Here is a 17,224-nt window from a genome sequence, read left to right as displayed (position 1 = left end):
AACTATAAATTTACATTTAACATTTTTTTAATAGATATTAAAAATTTATTTAGAACAATTATAAATTTCAATAAATAAAAAAAAATAACCCCCGCTTTTTAAGTGGGGGTCTAATTTTATATCAAAAAAGTAGAGTTATTTCAATTTCTTTTTAACAGCTACCTCTTCGTAAACTTCTAGAATATCACCAACTTCGATGTCGTTGTAACCTTTAAGGTTCAATCCACATTCGTAGCCTTTGGTAACTTCTTTTACGTCGTCTTTGAAACGTTTTAAACTTTCAAGTTCTCCGTCGAATTTCACGATACCATCTCTTAATAGACGTACTTTCGATTGTCTCGTAACCTTTCCGGTAAGAACCATACAACCTGCAATTGTTCCTACTTTAGAAATCTTGAATACCTCACGGATCTCAACGTTACCGATTACCTGTTCCTGAATTTCCGGAGAAAGCATTCCCTCCATCGCTTCCTTAACCTCATCGATAGCTTTATAAATTACAGAATATGTTCTGATCTCAATTTCCTCACGATCCGCAAGATCTTTCGCATTTGCTCCTGCTCTTACGTTGAATCCAATGATAATTGCATCAGATGCAGCCGCTAAGTTAATATCAGATTCAGTGATCTGTCCAACACCTGAGTGAAGGATTTTCACGCTAATTTCTTCTGTTGATAATCTCTGTAGCTGATCAGAAAGTGCTTCCACAGAACCATCCACGTCACCTTTAAGGATAATATTCAATTCTTTGAATTCTCCTAAAGCAATACGTCTACCCAATTCTTCAAGGGTCGTATGCTTCTTGGTTCTGATCGACAATTCTCTCTGTAATTGCTCTCTCTTATTAGCAATAGCTTTACCTTCACTTTCGTCAGCATATACACGGAATTTATCCCCTGCTGTAGGCGCTCCGTCTAATCCTAAGATTGTTGCCGGAATTGAAGGACCTGCTTCTTTAAGATTTTTACCTCTTTCATCAAGCAAAGCTTTAACCTTACCATGGTTTTTACCTGCCACAACATAATCTCCAACTCTTAAAGTTCCGGTTTGTACCAACATGGTTGCAACGTATCCTCTACCTTTATCTAAAGATGCTTCAATAACAACACCATTTGCAGCACGGTTAGGATTAGCTTTTAATTCAAGCATTTCTGCCTGCAATAATACTTTTTCTAATAAAAGATCCATATTATTACCCATTTTGGCTGAAATTTCCTGAGCCTGTACATTACCTCCCCATTCTTCTACTAGAATATTCATTCCGGAAAGTTGCTGACGGATGTTATCAGGATTTGCATTCGGCTTATCAACCTTATTGATTGCGATAATCATTGGAACTCCTGCAGCTTGTGCGTGAGAAATTGCTTCTTTAGTTTGAGGCATAACATCATCATCGGCAGCGATTACGATAATTGCAATATCTGTAACCTGTGCTCCTCTCGCTCTCATCGCTGTAAAGGCTTCGTGACCTGGTGTATCTAAGAATGTAATTCTCTGACCGTTTTCCAATTTCACGTTATAAGCTCCGATGTGCTGTGTAATCCCTCCGGATTCACCGGCAATTACGTTAGTTTTTCTGATGTAATCTAGCAATGAGGTCTTACCGTGGTCAACGTGACCCATTACCGTTACAATCGGCGCTCTTGGAAGAAGATCTTCTTCGTTATCGATTTCGTCTTCTGAATCTGTATCTTCAAGATCAGCATCAGAGAATTCAATTTTATAACCAAATTCATCAGCAACCAATAATAATGTATCAGCTTCCAATCTTTGGTTCATGGTAACCATTACACCAAGTGAGAAACAAGCAGAAATTACTTCTGTTGGCGAAACGTTCATTAAACTTGCCAATTCACCAACAGTGATGAATTCTGTTACCTTTAATGTTCTGTCTGCTGCATCAATTTCCTGCTGACGCTCGTCTTGCTCTCTACGGAAGTTTCTCTTATCTTTTCTGTGTTTAGCCGATTTAGACTTACCTCCTTTATTTGTTAATTTCTCAAGTGTTTCCTTGATCTGGTTTTTAACTTGCTCGTCTGTTAATTCAACAGGCATCGTTCTTTGCCCAGGTCTGTTGTTGTTACCAAAACGGTTTCCACCACCTTGTCCACCCGGACGGTTTCCACCTTGACCTTGAGGACGGTTTCCTTGGTTATTGTTACCAAAACGGTTTCCACCACCTTGTCCACCTTGACCCTGAGGGCGGTTTCCTCCCTGCCCTTGAGGACGATTCCCTTGGTTGTTGTTTCCACCTTGTCCGCCGTTGTTCTGACGGTTTCCTTGGTATCCTCCACCTTGGTTGTTATTATTGTTATTTCCGCCTTGCTGATTATTGTTTCCACCTTGTTGGTTGTTATTACCTCCAGGTTTCTCAATTCTCTTTCTTTTCTTTTTAGCACCAGGACCTTTAGATTTATCAGCAAATTGGCTTAAGTCAATTTTTTCACCTACGATCTTAGGACCGTCAAGCTTTTGATAAACTGTTTCAATTTTTTGAGGCTCTTGTAACTCTTCTTCAGTTTTTGCAGGCTCTGCAGCTTTTGCCTCAACAGGCTTAGCCGGAGTTTCCACAACTGGTTTTGGAGTTTCTTTCACAGTCTCTATTGGTTTTTCTACAGGTTTTTCCTCTGCTTTTTTCTCCTCCACTTTAGGTTTATCTTTTTTAGTTGGTCTATTTCTAGATTCTATTTGAGATAAATCTATTTTATCCAGAACTTTAAATTCCTGCTTTTCAGGAGTTGCTTTCACTTCAGGTTCAGACACTACTACTTCTTCTTTTTTCTCTTCAACAACAGGTGCTACAGGAACTACCGGAGTTTCTTCCACTTCAGGTTTTTTAGGCTCCAAGTCTATTTTACCTAAAATTTTAGTTTCTGGTTTATTAGCTTTAGCTCTTATTACTTCAGGGGTTTTCTTTTCTTCAATTTCCAGCTTTTCTTCCGGAACTTTTGTGATCACCACCTCATGGGAAGCCTTACGTTGCTCGCCATCCTTGGCAAACTCAGCTTCCAATGCAGAATATGCCGCTTCTTCTAATTGAGCGTTAGGATTGCTTTCAACCTCAATACCCTTAGCTTGTAAAAATTCTACTAACCTGGACATCGAAATGTTGAATTCCTTAACCGCTTTATTTAATCTAATTTTTGGCATCTATATTATTTACTGTTTTTTAATTCTTAAAATTAAAGTATTTCTTTTTTTACTGTTTATTAAAATTTATTTAAAATCTTAATCTTCGAATTCTTCTCTCAGAATACGTTTCACATCTTCAATAGTCTCCTCTTCAAGGTCAACCATATTCAATAAACTCTCAGTTTCTTTATCCAGTACTGATTTTGCAGTAGTAAGACCTACTTTCTTAAATTCATCCAAAATCCATTGCTCGATATCATCATTAAATTCTCTTAATTCAACGTCATCATCTTCGCTGGATTCTCTGTGTACATCAATCTCATAACCTGTCAACCAAGAAGCAAGTCTGATATTCTGACCTTGTTTTCCGATCACTTTAGAAATCTCTTCAACCGGAGTGTACACTAATGCGTAAGTACTGTCCTCGTTGATGTCAATTTTATTGATGGTAACATTACCTAAAGCTCTCTTCACCAAAATCTCAGGGTTTTTCGACCACTGAATAACATCGATGTTCTCATTTCTCAACTCTCTTACCACGCCGTGAATTCTTGAACCTTTCACACCCACACAAGCTCCTACAGGATCTATTCTGTCGTCGTAAGCATCTACTGCAATCTTCGCCTTCTCACCAGGAATTCTCACTACCTTTTTCAACATGATAGTTCCATCCTGAATTTCAGGGATTTCCAGCTCTAATAATTTCTCTAAGAATTTAGGTGCAGTTCTGGAAATAATAATCTGCGGTTTTGAACCTTTGAAGTCTACTGTCTCCACAATAGCTCTGATATTCTCACCCTTTTTAAAGAAATCGGATGGGATCTGATTTTCTTTAGGCAAAATGAATTCGTTTCCTTCATCATCCAACAAGATTACATGCTTGTGACGGATGTGGTGGATTTCTCCTACTACAATCTCCCCGATTTTATCTTTAAACTGCTCGTACAACATTGCGTTGTTATGTTCCTGCAATTTAGTCGCCAAAATCTGTTTCAAAGTAAGAATATTTCTTCTTCCTAACTGTGCAACAGGAATTTCCATTGTAAAATCTTCACCCACTTCGAAAGTAGGGTCGATTTTCTTAGCCTCAGAGATCTCGATTTCCAAATCATCATCTTCAGACATCTCGTCCTCCACGATTGTTTTATTTAAAAATATCTGAAAATCTCCTTTATCAGGGTTTACAATCACATCAAAATGATCATCCGAATCGTATCTTTTTCTCAAAAGAGTCTTCAGTGAATCTTCAATAATTGCCATAAGATCAATCTTACTGATCCCTTTTTCGTCTTTAAAATCACCAAAGGATTCAATCAACGCTATATTGTCCATTTATTCTTTTTTCTTTTTAAAATTTAATTGTTACTAATGCTTTCTTAATCTCAGAGTACGGAATTTCTTTTTCCTCCTCCACATCTACTTTTCCTTTACCGATATCTTTCGGTTTGCGATAACGCAGGATAAGAGTGATCTTTTCTTCATCTACTTTTGCCAATTCACCTTCAATTTTCGTAGAGTCATTTAGTAAAACCTCAATTTCTCTTCCGATATTCTTAGCAAACTGTCTTGGAGTTGCCAGAGGTTCGCTTAATCCCGCAGACATTACCTGTAAGCTGAAATCATGCTCCTCACGATCCATATTGAATTCTATTGCACGGCTTGCATCAAGGCAGTCCTGCAAAGAAACTCCGTTGTCACCATCCAAAATCACTGTGATGTCATCCCCTGCAGAAAATTTTAATTCAATAAGAAATAAATCTTTTCTGGTTTCAAGGAATTCATTTAATAATTCTTCAATTCTTTTTCTAAACTCCATAAATTGTATAAAATCTTGATTTACTGTACGAAAAAAGGCTTTCTTCCGAAGGCCTTCCCATGTTTTTCCGTAAATCCATTGCAAATATACAAAATTTTATTAAAAATGCAAAACATCTTATTATCAAGTGAATAAGTTAATTTTTATTTACATTAAATTAAAAGTGGTAGTGATAGTATTTTTATTATTTTTGTCATTGAATTTTTAAAAACATACATTTTGAATATTACCATTGTAGGAACAGGTTATGTAGGATTGGTAACAGGTACTACCCTAGCAGAACTTGGAAATTCAGTATACTGTGTAGATATTGATGAGAAAAAAGTAGAAGGTATGAAAAACGGCATAGTTCCCATCTATGAGCCGAATCTTGAAGAAATGTTTCTGAGAAACATCCAAGCGGAGAGATTATTTTTCACAACCAATTTAAAGGAAGCATTAGATAAAAGTGAAGTTATCTATTTGGCTTTGCCTACTCCGCCGGGAGAAGATGGATCTGCGGATCTTTCTTATGTTTTAAAGGTGGCCAACGATATCGGAGAAATGATGACTGGATATAAAGTTGTCGTTAACAAAAGTACCGTTCCTGTAGGTACAGCCGACAGAGTAAGTGAGGTGATTGCATCCAAAACTCAGATTCCTTTTGATGTTGTTTCTAATCCTGAATTTTTAAGAGAAGGTTTTGCCGTTGAAGATTCTATGAATCCTGCAAGAGTAGTTGTAGGATCGAGTTCTGATAAGGCTAAAGATATTATGGCTAAAATTTATCAGCCATTTACCAACACCGGAACTCCGATCATTTTCATGGACGAAAAGTCTTCTGAACTCACAAAATATGCAGCCAATTCATTTTTAGCTGTAAAAATTACGTTTATGAATGAAATCGCCAACTATTGCGAAAAAGTAGGCGCAGATGTAGACAAAGTAAGACTTGGAATGGGTAGTGATGACAGAATCGGTCACCGATTTTTATTCCCAGGAATCGGATACGGAGGAAGCTGTTTCCCGAAAGATGTGAAAGCATTAATAAAATCTGGAAAGCAGGAAGATTTTAATTTCCAGATCTTAGAGGCTACAGAAAATGTGAATGTTGCTCAGAAAGTGATCCTTGTTTCAGAAATTGAAAAATATTTCGGAGGAAGTATAGCAGGAAAAACAATCGCGATGTGGGGATTAGCCTTCAAAGCAAATACAGATGACATTCGTGAAGCCTCTTCATTAGACAATATCGCATTACTTTTAGAAAAAGGCGCGAAAATTGTAGCGTATGATGCCATTGCAGAAAATAATGTACAAAAACTTTTAGGAGATAAGATTCAGTACGCGAAAAGTATGTATGAAGCATTGGAAGATGCAGACGCATTATTCGTCGCTACAGAATGGCCGGAATTTAAAAATCCGAACTTCGAATTGATGGCTCAGAAAATGAAAAATAAAGCTATTTTTGATGGAAGAAATATGTATCCATTGGAAATTCCTGAGCAAAATGGATTCTATTATAAAAGTATCGGACGTAAAACAATTGTAAATTAATCAGATGAAAAATATAATTATTACGGGAGGAGCAGGTTTCATTGGTTCCCACGTTGTTAGGGAGTTTGTAAAAAACAATCCAACTACAACAATCATTAACCTAGATGCTCTTACCTACGCAGGAAATCTTGAAAACTTAAAGGACATCGAAAATGAGCCTAATTATGTTTTTGAAAAAGCGGACATCACAAAGCCGGAAGAATTAAGAAAGGTATTTGAAAAATACAATCCGGATGCTGTGGTACATTTGGCAGCTGAAAGTCACGTGGACAGAAGCATTACAGATCCGATGGCATTTATCAATACCAATGTAAACGGAACTGCAAATCTTTTAAATTTATGTAAAGAATTCTGGACGCTAAACCCAGATCATACGCACGGAAGATTTCCGGATGAAAAGAGAACAAACCTTTTCTATCATGTTTCAACAGACGAAGTTTACGGAAGCTTAGGAGAAACAGGATTCTTTTTAGAAACAACCTCTTACGATCCACAATCTCCATATTCAGCTTCAAAAGCAGCATCTGATCACTTAGTGAGAGCTTATGGAAATACTTATGGAATGCCATTTATCGTTTCCAACTGTTCAAACAACTATGGGCCAAATCATTTCCCTGAAAAATTGATTCCTCTTTGCATTTCAAATATCATTAATGAAAGACCTTTGCCAATTTACGGTGACGGAAAATATACAAGAGACTGGTTATTTGTAATCGATCATGCAAAAGGAATTCATCAGATTTTCAATGAAGCTAAAACTGGTGAAACTTATAACATTGGAGGTTTCAACGAGTGGCAGAATATTGACTTGGTGAAAGAACTAATTAAGCAAATGGATGCAAAATTAGGAAGAGAGGAAGGCTACTCTGAGAAATTGATCACATTCGTAAAAGACAGACCAGGTCACGACAAACGTTACGCAATCGACGCTACAAAACTAAATTCAGATCTTGGATGGAAACCATCAGTAACTTTCGAAGAAGGTTTAGGAAAAACCATCGACTGGTATCTTGAAAACAAAGAATGGCTGGAAAACGTAACAAGCGGTGATTACCAGAAATACTACGAAAATCAATACAATTAATATTAAAACACAAATTTATAGATGAAAGGTATCATTTTAGCCGGAGGTTCCGGTACAAGACTTTACCCTCTTACGATCGCAGTGAGCAAGCAATTGATGCCTGTTTACGACAAACCAATGATTTATTATCCGCTGTCAACATTGTTGTTGGCTGGAATTAAAGACATTTTAATTATCACAACTCCGCATGACCAAGCCGGATTCGTTAAGCTTTTAGGAGACGGATCTCAAATTGGTTGTAATATTGAGTATGTGGTTCAGCCAAGTCCGGACGGATTGGCACAAGCATTTATTTTAGGAGACAAATTTATCGGAGACGATGCTGCCGCATTAGTTTTAGGTGATAATATTTTCTATGGTTCGGAAATGGGAACTTTGCTTCAAAATAAAACAAATCCAAATGGAGGTGTTGTTTTTGCTTACCATGTTTCAGATCCTGAAAGATATGGTGTTGTAGAATTTGATGATAATTTCAAAGCAGTTTCTATTGAAGAAAAACCCGCAAAACCAAAATCAAATTATGCGGTTCCAGGGTTGTATTTTTATGATAATGATGTTGTGGAAATTGCAAAAAACATCAAACCGTCTCACAGGGGTGAACTTGAAATCACCGATGTGAATAATGTTTATCTTCAAAACGGAAAACTGGAAGTTGGTGTTCTAGACAGAGGTACAGCATGGCTGGATACAGGAACATTCGATTCCCTTAACGACGCTTCTGAATTTGTAAGAGTAATTGAAAAAAGACAAGGTTTCAAAATTGGATGTATCGAGGAAATTGCTTTCCGAAACAAATTCATCAATGAAGAAAAATTGTTGGAAACAGCCACCAAATATGGCAAAAGCGGTTACGGTGAATACTTAAAACAATTAGTTAACAAGTAATCAAACTTAAATTAATAAAATTCAAAACTATTGGCTTTATGGCTAATAGTTTTTGTTTATAATAACAATTATTAATATATTAGTTGTTAATTTTCCGCTTTATATGAATAATAATTCACAAAGCAGAAAATACGAAATAAATTAAATATTATAAATTTGCAATAAAATTTTTACACAGATGAATGAACCACAACAAAAGTGGACTGAAACGATTGAAGCCAACCATTCTTTATTAGACTTAAAGCTAAAAGAAGTATGGAGATATAAAGATCTTGTTTACATGTTTGTGAAAAGAGACTTCATATCCAGTTTTAAACAGACGATCTTAGGACCAATCTGGTTTTTTATTAATCCCATTTTGACGACCATTACCTATCTTATTGTCTTTGGAAAAATAGCCAAACTATCTACAGATGGTGTTCCTCCTGTACTCTTTTATCTTGCCGGAGTTACTTTGTGGAATTATTTTTCAACTTGTTTACTAGGAACATCATCCACGTTTGTAGGAAATGCAAGTATTTTCGGAAAAGTATATTTCCCAAGATTGGTGACACCATTATCCATTGTAATTTCCAATCTGATGCGATTTGGTGTGCAGTTTTTATTATTTATAATAGGATGGGCATATTTTTTAGCAAAAGGAGAAATTCACCCTAATATCTGGATTTTAGCAACACCATTCCTTATTATTCTGATGGCATTATTTGCTTTGGGAGTCGGCATGATTTTCTCGGCACTAACAACGAAGTACAAAGATCTAAGTATGCTATTGGGATTTGGTGTTACCCTTTATATGTATGCTACTCCGGTTATTTACCCAACCTCTGCCTTACCAGGCTTTGTTAAAAAATTGGCATACTATAATCCTTTGACAGGTATTTTTGAGTGTTTTAAATACTCTTGGCTGGGCGCGGGAGATTTTTCTCCGGTAATGCTGCTGATAAGTACCGGCATTATCCTTTTACTCTTAGCAATCGGAACAGTGGTTTTCAACAAGGTTGAAAAGACTTTCATGGACACAGTTTAAAAAAAATTTATAACTTCCCTTAAATTTAATTAAAAAATGCTGGCTTTAAAAGCAGAAAATATATCAAAACAATACCGCTTAGGACAAGTGGGAACAGGAACTTTATCTCATGATCTCAACAGATTCTGGCATAAAGTGAGAGGTAAAGAAGATCCATATCTTAAAGTAGGAGAAGCAAATGACAGAACCCAAAAAGGAGACTCCGAATACGTGTGGTCTCTTCGTGATATCAACTTTGAAATTGAGCAAGGAGATGCTGTCGGAATCATCGGAAGAAACGGAGCTGGAAAATCCACACTTTTAAAACTTTTGAGTAAGGTAACAAAACCTACAACCGGACAAATATTAACCAACGGAAGAATTGCTTCTCTATTAGAAGTTGGAACAGGTTTTCACCCTGAAATGACAGGTCGCGAAAACGTTTTCCTAAACGGAGCTATTCTTGGAATGACAAGAAAAGAAATCAAACGAAAATTCGATGAAATTGTAGCTTTTTCAGGCGTTGAAAGATATATTGACACACCTGTAAAAAGATATTCTTCGGGAATGTATGTGCGTCTTGCCTTTGCCGTTGCAGCACACTTAGAATCTGAGATTCTTATCGTTGATGAGGTTTTGGCTGTTGGAGATGCAGACTTTCAGAAAAAATGCCTTGGAAAAATGGGCGATGTTACGAAAGGCGAAGGAAGAACAATCCTTTTTGTAAGTCACAATATGGCCGCTATAAAAGAACTTTGCACAAAAGGAATTTTAATGCAGCAGGGAGAGATTATTCATCAGGGAAACATCATCGATACTGTAAAAAAATATCAAAGTACATTCAGCTTTACAAGAAATTATTTTTGGCAGGAAAATAAAACTTCTTTTATCGGAAATGATAACATTCAGATGATAAAGTTTGAAGCACAGCCTTTACACGGGGAAATTCTTACGATTTCATCAGGAGTAAAAATCTCAATTGCATTTAAAAATAACGTTGTAAACGAAAATATCGACATTTCTTATATTTTGAAAAATGCAGAAGACGTAGAAATTTTTGCATCCGGAATTATCATAACAAGCAATAAAGATTCGGAAAATAAAACTTATAATCTTGAATTTGAAATTCCGCAAAACTTATTAAATGAGGGGGATTATTATTTTAAATTAATTTTCGGAAAGAATGGTAAAGATCTTCTCTTCCATCACGACGATTTCGGTTTTGAAATCGAAGGCGAAATGATGAATGGAATTTTCCAAAGAAACCCAGGAATTATAAGACCTCAATTAAGCTATAAAATTTATTAAAAATGTCTGTAAGTATAATAATACCATTTTATAATGCTGAAAAGTTTGTAAATGAAACGGTCGGCTCTATCGTTTCCCAAACACATCAGGATTTGGAAGTGGTTTGTGTAAATGACGGCTCTTCAGACAATACAATAAATTTATTACAAAACTGGGCAGAAAAAGATTCTCGAATAAAAATCGTAGATAAAGAGAATGGTGGGATAGAAACCGCATTGAAAAGCGGTCTTTCTTATCTTACAAAAAAATATACTTTTTTGATTGGTCATGATGACACATTAAGTCCTGATGCCATAGAAAAAGCAGTAAAAGAAATTGAATCTGATGAAGATATCGACGCTGTAAGAATGAAGCTCGTCATTATTGATGAGAATAAAAATGTGAGCAGCGTAATGGATGATACCAGAATTCTTACCGGTATTGAAGCCATAAAAGACACCATCATTCAATGGAAAATTCACACTTTTTGTTTGTGGAAAACTGCGATATTCAAAAAAATAAATAATATCACAACCGGCGGATTGATGAATTTTGACGAAGTTGCTACAAGATATTTATTTACGCAATGTAGAAAAGTAAGTTTTTGTGATGGTGAATATCTTTATTTACAACACTCACAGTCGGTTACTCATAAAATTTCTCCAAGATTACTGGATAACTTTGCCGTAGATTTTTATATTAAAAAATTACTGATCGACTCCAAAATATATCCCGAATTCAAAGCTGCTTTCGAGCGATATATGCTTGAAAGACTAAAAAAAATGACAACACTTTATTTTGACTTAAAATCAAAAGATCATAAATTGTCTGAAAAAGATTTAAACAAAGTAAAGATGTTGTACGAAACAATTGATTTCAAATTTTTAAAACATAAAGCTTCATTGCTTGATAGTTTTAAGTATGATTTGATGCATCAGTTTTTCCCAATTTATTATTATTCTAAAAAACGTTTGTATGACAGGTCCACAAATAATAACATATAACAAAATAGGCTCTTCCGAACTTGGCTATATCACGATTGCTGAGGCTCAAAAAAATGTGCCTTTTGATATCCAGCGTGTCTATTGGACGTACTATACTCCGCAAGATGTAATCCGAGGTGGACATGCCCATAAAGTACTTCAACAGGTTATTTTTGCGGTTTCCGGAACAATTACTTTCAACACGGAAGATAAAGACGGAAACAAAGAAACTTTTGTTTTGGATCATCCTACAAAAGGATTATATATCCCGAAATTGATCTGGAGAGATATTCAGTTTTCGCACAGTGCTGTTTTGCTTTGTTTAGCATCGGAATTATATGATGAGAACGACTATTTCAGAGATTTTGAAGAATTTAAAAACTATTAATAAATGATACACCCTCTTGCGGACGTGCAGTCTTCCAATATCGGTGAAGGCACCAATATATGGCAGTTTTGTGTAGTTTTAAAAAATGCTCAAATAGGCAATGATTGTAATATTAATTGTCAGGTTTTAATAGAAAATCAGGCAATTATCGGAGACAACGTTACCATAAAACCCGGAGTACAAATCTGGGATGGTATCACGATCGAAGATGATGTCTTCATCGGTCCAAATGTTACATTTACCAACGATTTATTTCCAAAATCTAAAAATAAAGATTTTAAACTCGAAAAAACAATCGTAAAAAAAGGAGCTTCAATCGGAGCAAATGCAACTATTTTGGCAGGAATTACCATTGGAGAAAATGCACTTGTCGGCGCAGGAAGTGTTGTAACCAAAAATATTCCCGAAAATGAAATCTGGGTTGGGAATCCCGCAAAATTTTTAAAGAAGAAACAGTGATGATAAAATTTCTTGACTTACAAAAAGTAAATCTTACACATCAGCAGGAAATCGAAAATGCTTTGTTGCAGACATTTCGTTCCGGATGGTATTTATTAGGCGAAAAAGTAAAAACTTTTGAACAACAATTATCCACATATTGCAATGTTCCTCATGCAATAGGAGTTGCGAATGGTCTTGACGCTTTAAGATTAATTTTCAGAGCTTACATAGAGCTGGGAATTATGAAAGAAGGTGATGAAGTTTTGGTTCCTGCCAATACTTATATTGCTTCTGTTCTTGCTATTACGGATAATAAATTGGTTCCCGTTTTGGTAGAACCGGATCTTGAGACTTATAATATTGATATTGCTAAAATTGAAGAGAAAATTACTCCTAAAACTAAAGCGATCCTTGTCGTGCATCTATACGGAAGCATTGTTTTCTCCGAAGAACTTCAAAAGCTTTCAGAAAAGCACAATTTAAAAATTGTCGAAGATAATGCTCAGGCAATCGGCGCTGTATGGAATGACAAAAAATCAGGAAGTTTGGGAGATGCTGCAGGATTTAGTTTTTACCCTGGAAAAAACTTAGGAGCTTTAGGAGATGCAGGAGCTGTGACTTGTAAGGATGATAGTCTTGCAACTTGCATCAGAACATTGGCAAATTATGGCTCACAGAAAAAGTATGTTAACCAATATCAAGGTTATAATTCTCGTTTAGACGAAATTCAGGCTGCTGTTTTGTCTGTGAAATTGCCTCATTTAGATTCAGAGAATCAAAGAAGAAAAGATATTGCGAATCGATATTTAGCAGAAATTTCAAATACTAAAGTTATACTTCCTGGTCATAAATTGGATAAAAACAGTCATGTTTATCACCTTTTTGTCATCAGAACCGAAAATAGAGATACACTTCAAAAGCATTTGGAAGAAAATGGAATTCAAACACTTATCCACTATCCTATACCACCTCATCACCAGGAGGCATACTCGGATTTAAAGGATCTTCAACTGCCTATCACGGAGAAAATTCATAATGAAGTATTGAGCTTACCGATTTCTCCTGTAATGACGGATGATGAAGTTTCAGCGGTTATCAATTCTATAAATAACTTTTAAAAAAATTATTTTGGACAAAAAATTGGTCAGCATAATTGTTTGCAGTTACAATCATGAAAAATATATTCCGGAATGTCTGAACAGCATTAAAGCTCAGACCTATCCTAATATCCAGTTGATTGTTGCTGATGATGCGTCTCAGGACAACTCATCTCAAACTTTTGAAAACTGGCTTAAAGAAAATAATTATCCCGCTAAAACCAATTTTCATCAGAAAAACACAGGTTTATCCACTGTTCTGAACGAATGTGTGAAGCTTGTAGAAGGAGACTTTATCAAAGTAATTGCTGCAGATGATTTTTTGCATCCTGAAGCCATAGAAAAATGTGTCACTAAACTGGAAAATTCTGGTGAAGAATTTGGAATGGTTTATACAGATACATTTACCATCAATGATGCTTCGGAAATTGTAGAAGATATCGCTGATTATAATAAAACAGGAAATCTCGATCCTCATGTTTATAGAAAAGAGATTCTTAAAGGTAACCGAATTCCTGCTCTTACAGTTTTAATGCGAATCAAGGCTTTAAAAGAAACCGGAAAGTACGATTCTAAGCTAATTGTGGAAGATTATTACAGATGGTTGAAAATCAATGAAAAATATCTGATCTGTTATATTCCTGAGAAATTGGCATATTACAGAATGCATACAGAAAATATATCAAAAACCAAGGCTGAACGGGTAGATCTGGAATTTGCAATGCTTCAAACTATGTTTGATAAAGAAGGAATTGTAAGAGATAAGATTAATGGATTTATTCAGGAAAAATATTTAGCAAAAAAAGAGATTCCAAAAGAGTTTTTTGAGCTTTACAAAAATTATCCTTTTAATGTAAAAAGATTGGTTTTTTGTATTCAAAATAATATTCCGCCTTCAATTTATAAGACAGTTTGTAAATTTATTTAATAATATTTTTATAGATTTAAGCTTAAGATACAATGATGAAAGAAAGAATTAAAATTAATAATTTATGCTTCCTCCTGTAAAATATCGCGAAATACTTTGGGGCACCGGAGAAGGTACTACGGAACCTATTCCCAAAATAATATGGTCGTTCTGGGATTATCCTACAGAATCTCCTTTGGTGAATGCCTGTATTCGAAATGTAAAAAAATATCTTCCGGAGTTTGAAGTTCATGTTCTAAACAGAGAATCTGTAAAAAAATTCCTGCCGGAAGCCGAAATACAAATTCGACAAGATATTTCCTTTGTAAATTATACAGATCTTGTAAGACTAAATATACTTGACGTATATGGCGGTTTTTGGCTGGATGCAAGTATCATGCTTACTGAAAATCTTGACTGGATTTTTAAATTAAAGTCAGATTACAACACAGATCTAATTGGTTTTTATTCTGATTTAATTACCAATGATTTTGAATATCCGATCCTCGAAACATGGTTTTTGGCAACTCCTAAAAACGGTAAAATGATTCATGATTGGCACGTAGAATTCAGAAAGTGCTATTATTCTGCAGATCCTCACAATTTTTATCCTGAGATAAAAAATGATCCAGCAAAAAGACAAAATATAACAGAAGACTGGTTATTGGATTATCTTATTGCTTATCAGGCAGCAATGACCGTGATGAGAAGATCAAAAGATTATCGCCTTATGATGATATCCGCGAGTGATATGGCTCATTTTTATAATTTCAATTTGCAGATAAAAGGAAAAGATCTAAGTCGTTTATTTTTACAAGGATTAACTCCGGAACATTATCCTAAGATGATAAAATTTGAAAAAAACGGACGAAATGTAATGGATGCCGATATCGCATACGGAAGATATCATAAAAACTCATTTTTGTTTTCAATTGCCAATGACCCGCAGTATTATTTCAACAAAATAAAAAGGAGAAAAGCTTATGCATTCTTTATATTCAAGAATCTTGTAAGAAGGGTGTATAAAAGATAAATACAATAAACAAATGATTATAGGAAGCGGACTTATTGCCAATTCATTAAAAAATATAGACTCGGACGAAAATCTTTTTTTTGCTTCCGGAGTCTCCAATTCCCTCGAGACAAGAAGTGCTGAGTTTGAAAGAGAGTTCTCTCTTCTTAAAAATAGTATTGAAAAAAGCAGCAATAGTAAGCTTATCTATTTTTCTACATTAAGTGTAAATGATTTGTCTAAACAAAACAGTCATTATGTTCTTCACAAGCTGAAAATTGAAGATTATATTAAAGCCCACTGCAAAAACTATCTCATCCTGCGAATAGGAAATATTGTAGGAAATGGGGGAAATCCCAATACACTATTCAACTATCTTAAAAATCAGATTAAAAATGACAGCAGTTTTGTAGTTCATACCAAAGCAAGAAGACTATTATTGGATATTGATGATATTCCAAAATTTTTGGCTTCCAATTGTGCTTTTGTAAAAAATAAAACAATCAATTTTGCCTATCCTTATTACTATGATCTAAATGAGATAACATCTGCAATAGAAGACAAATTACAAAAAAAAGCTTTGTATGAAAATTCTGATGAGGGAGACTTTTACAGAATTTCTTTTGATGAAACCACAAACGACTTTTTCACAGGAATAAATCCTGATGAATATTTAAGAATTTTGACCCAAAAATATATTTAAAACAGAAACACAAATGCCCAAAATTTATTTTATTATCGTTACCTACAATGCCATGAAATGGGCAGAAAGATGCTTTACCAGTTTAAGGCATTCTTCCGTTCCTGTAAAATGTATCGTCGTTGATAACGGTTCCACAGATGGTTCTCAAGATTATATTAAGATAAATTTTCCGGAAGTAGACTTTATTCAATCTGAAGAAAACCTAGGCTTCGGAAAAGCGAATAATATCGGATTTGAAAAAGCGTATAAAGAAGGCGCAGATTTCTTTTATTTAATGAATCAGGATGCATGGTTGTATGAAGACAGCCTTGAAATATTATTAAATGTTTATAATTCTCATCCCAATAAAGACGAAATAGGCATTCTAAGTCCTGTACATATCGACGGTACAGAAAAAAAACTGGATATCTTTCTTGATAAATATATTTCTTACAACTGCGATAAGACAAGGCTAATTTCAGATCTATACTTTCAAACTTTGAAACCTATATATGAGCTAGATTTTATGAATGCTGCGCATTGGTTTTTACCAAAAAAAACGATAGAAATTGTAGGCGGATTCAATCCTTTTTTCTTTCACTATGGTGAAGACAATGAATATGTAAACAGACTACATTACCATAAAAAGAAAATCTTCCTTGTTCCAGAAAGTAAAGTTGTGCATGATGGCAAGCAATCTTTAGAAAAAATAGATTATAATAAATATAAGGATACAACGATAGAAACCAAAATTCTAAATCCTAATTTACCTAATTCTTTACAACAGGAAAAAAAGGCATTGCTTCAGAGTATTTTTAAAAATTTTCTTATCGGAAATATCAATCAGGCTAAAAAACATTTTAAAACTTATCAAAATATCAAGAAAAACGCTATTAAATTTTCAAAAATTAAAGAAAAAATAATAAAAGAACCACATTGCTTTCTTAATCTATAATAAAAAAATATTATTT

At 34.7% G+C, this 17,224-nt stretch carries 16 protein-coding genes; 13 read left to right on the top strand and 3 right to left on the bottom strand.

All coding sequences use genetic code 11. The features are described 5' to 3' along the window. Positions 1-135 precede the first annotated feature (135 nt). From infB to rimP, 3 genes are all read right to left on the bottom strand, one after another. A complete protein-coding gene (infB, locus tag ACKX2A_RS13340) occupies positions 136-3,150 on the bottom strand; it encodes a translation initiation factor IF-2 (protein WP_415325265.1) in 3,015 nt (1,004 codons plus the stop codon). A gap of 78 nt (positions 3,151-3,228) precedes the next feature. After that, a complete protein-coding gene (nusA, locus tag ACKX2A_RS13335; protein ID WP_415325264.1) occupies positions 3,229-4,464 on the bottom strand; it encodes a transcription termination factor NusA in 1,236 nt (411 codons plus the stop codon). Between the two features lie 16 nt (positions 4,465-4,480). Further along, the gene (gene rimP / locus ACKX2A_RS13330) at positions 4,481-4,948 is read right to left on the bottom strand and encodes a ribosome assembly cofactor RimP (protein ID WP_415325263.1); all 468 of its coding nucleotides are present in this window, start codon (positions 4,946-4,948) and stop codon (positions 4,481-4,483) included. A gap of 219 nt (positions 4,949-5,167) precedes the next feature. Here rimP and ACKX2A_RS13325 point away from each other — a divergent pair, with 219 nt between their 5' ends. The 13 genes from ACKX2A_RS13325 (at position 5,168) to ACKX2A_RS13265 (ending at position 17,208) form a co-directional block, all read left to right on the top strand. Continuing rightward, complete coding sequence (locus tag ACKX2A_RS13325) at positions 5,168-6,481, top strand: UDP-glucose dehydrogenase family protein (RefSeq protein ID WP_415325262.1); 1,314 nt, start codon at positions 5,168-5,170, stop codon at positions 6,479-6,481. A gap of 4 nt (positions 6,482-6,485) precedes the next feature. Further along, positions 6,486-7,565: a dTDP-glucose 4,6-dehydratase gene (gene rfbB / locus ACKX2A_RS13320; protein WP_415325261.1), complete on the top strand. Its 1,080-nt coding sequence runs from the start codon at positions 6,486-6,488 to the stop codon at positions 7,563-7,565. A 21-nt stretch (positions 7,566-7,586) separates the two neighbouring features. Then, positions 7,587-8,450 (top strand): glucose-1-phosphate thymidylyltransferase RfbA, encoded by an 864-nt coding sequence (gene rfbA / locus ACKX2A_RS13315; protein WP_415325260.1) that lies wholly within the window; start codon positions 7,587-7,589, stop codon positions 8,448-8,450. A gap of 178 nt (positions 8,451-8,628) precedes the next feature. Further along, the gene (locus ACKX2A_RS13310) at positions 8,629-9,477 is read left to right on the top strand and encodes an ABC transporter permease (protein WP_415325259.1); all 849 of its coding nucleotides are present in this window, start codon (positions 8,629-8,631) and stop codon (positions 9,475-9,477) included. A gap of 36 nt (positions 9,478-9,513) precedes the next feature. Next, complete coding sequence (locus ACKX2A_RS13305) at positions 9,514-10,764, top strand: polysaccharide ABC transporter ATP-binding protein (RefSeq protein WP_415325258.1); 1,251 nt, start codon at positions 9,514-9,516, stop codon at positions 10,762-10,764. Between the two features lie 2 nt (positions 10,765-10,766). Continuing rightward, a complete protein-coding gene (locus ACKX2A_RS13300; RefSeq protein WP_415325257.1) occupies positions 10,767-11,747 on the top strand; it encodes a glycosyltransferase family 2 protein in 981 nt (326 codons plus the stop codon). Continuing rightward, the gene (locus ACKX2A_RS13295) at positions 11,719-12,114 is read left to right on the top strand and encodes a sugar 3,4-ketoisomerase (protein WP_415325256.1); all 396 of its coding nucleotides are present in this window, start codon (positions 11,719-11,721) and stop codon (positions 12,112-12,114) included. The genes ACKX2A_RS13300 and ACKX2A_RS13295 overlap by 29 nt, the downstream gene beginning before the upstream one ends. Before the next feature lie 3 nt (positions 12,115-12,117). Then, complete coding sequence (locus ACKX2A_RS13290) at positions 12,118-12,573, top strand: acyltransferase (RefSeq protein ID WP_415325255.1); 456 nt, start codon at positions 12,118-12,120, stop codon at positions 12,571-12,573. Then, positions 12,573-13,673 (top strand): DegT/DnrJ/EryC1/StrS family aminotransferase, encoded by a 1,101-nt coding sequence (locus tag ACKX2A_RS13285; RefSeq protein ID WP_415325254.1) that lies wholly within the window; start codon positions 12,573-12,575, stop codon positions 13,671-13,673. Before ACKX2A_RS13290 ends, ACKX2A_RS13285 begins: the two co-directional genes overlap by 1 nt. A gap of 10 nt (positions 13,674-13,683) precedes the next feature. Then, positions 13,684-14,580, top strand: coding sequence for a glycosyltransferase family 2 protein (locus tag ACKX2A_RS13280; protein WP_415325253.1), 897 nt, complete (start codon positions 13,684-13,686; stop codon positions 14,578-14,580). A gap of 64 nt (positions 14,581-14,644) precedes the next feature. After that, a complete protein-coding gene (locus ACKX2A_RS13275; RefSeq protein WP_415325252.1) occupies positions 14,645-15,592 on the top strand; it encodes a capsular polysaccharide synthesis protein in 948 nt (315 codons plus the stop codon). Positions 15,593-15,605: 13 nt separating this feature from the next. Beyond that, on the top strand, positions 15,606-16,274 hold the full coding sequence (locus ACKX2A_RS13270; RefSeq protein WP_415325251.1) for a hypothetical protein: 669 nt from the start codon (positions 15,606-15,608) through the stop codon (positions 16,272-16,274). Between the two features lie 13 nt (positions 16,275-16,287). Beyond that, positions 16,288-17,208 carry a glycosyltransferase family 2 protein gene (locus ACKX2A_RS13265; RefSeq protein WP_415325250.1) on the top strand — a complete coding sequence of 307 codons (921 nt, stop codon included), beginning with the start codon at positions 16,288-16,290 and terminating at the stop codon, positions 17,206-17,208. The last annotated feature ends 16 nt before the right edge of the window (positions 17,209-17,224 follow it).

It is taken from the genome of Chryseobacterium sp. MMS23-Vi53 (genome assembly GCF_047651245.1).
Classification (GTDB): Bacteria; Bacteroidota; Bacteroidia; order Flavobacteriales; family Weeksellaceae; genus Chryseobacterium.
This window is presented reverse-complemented; position numbering and strand designations above follow the sequence as displayed.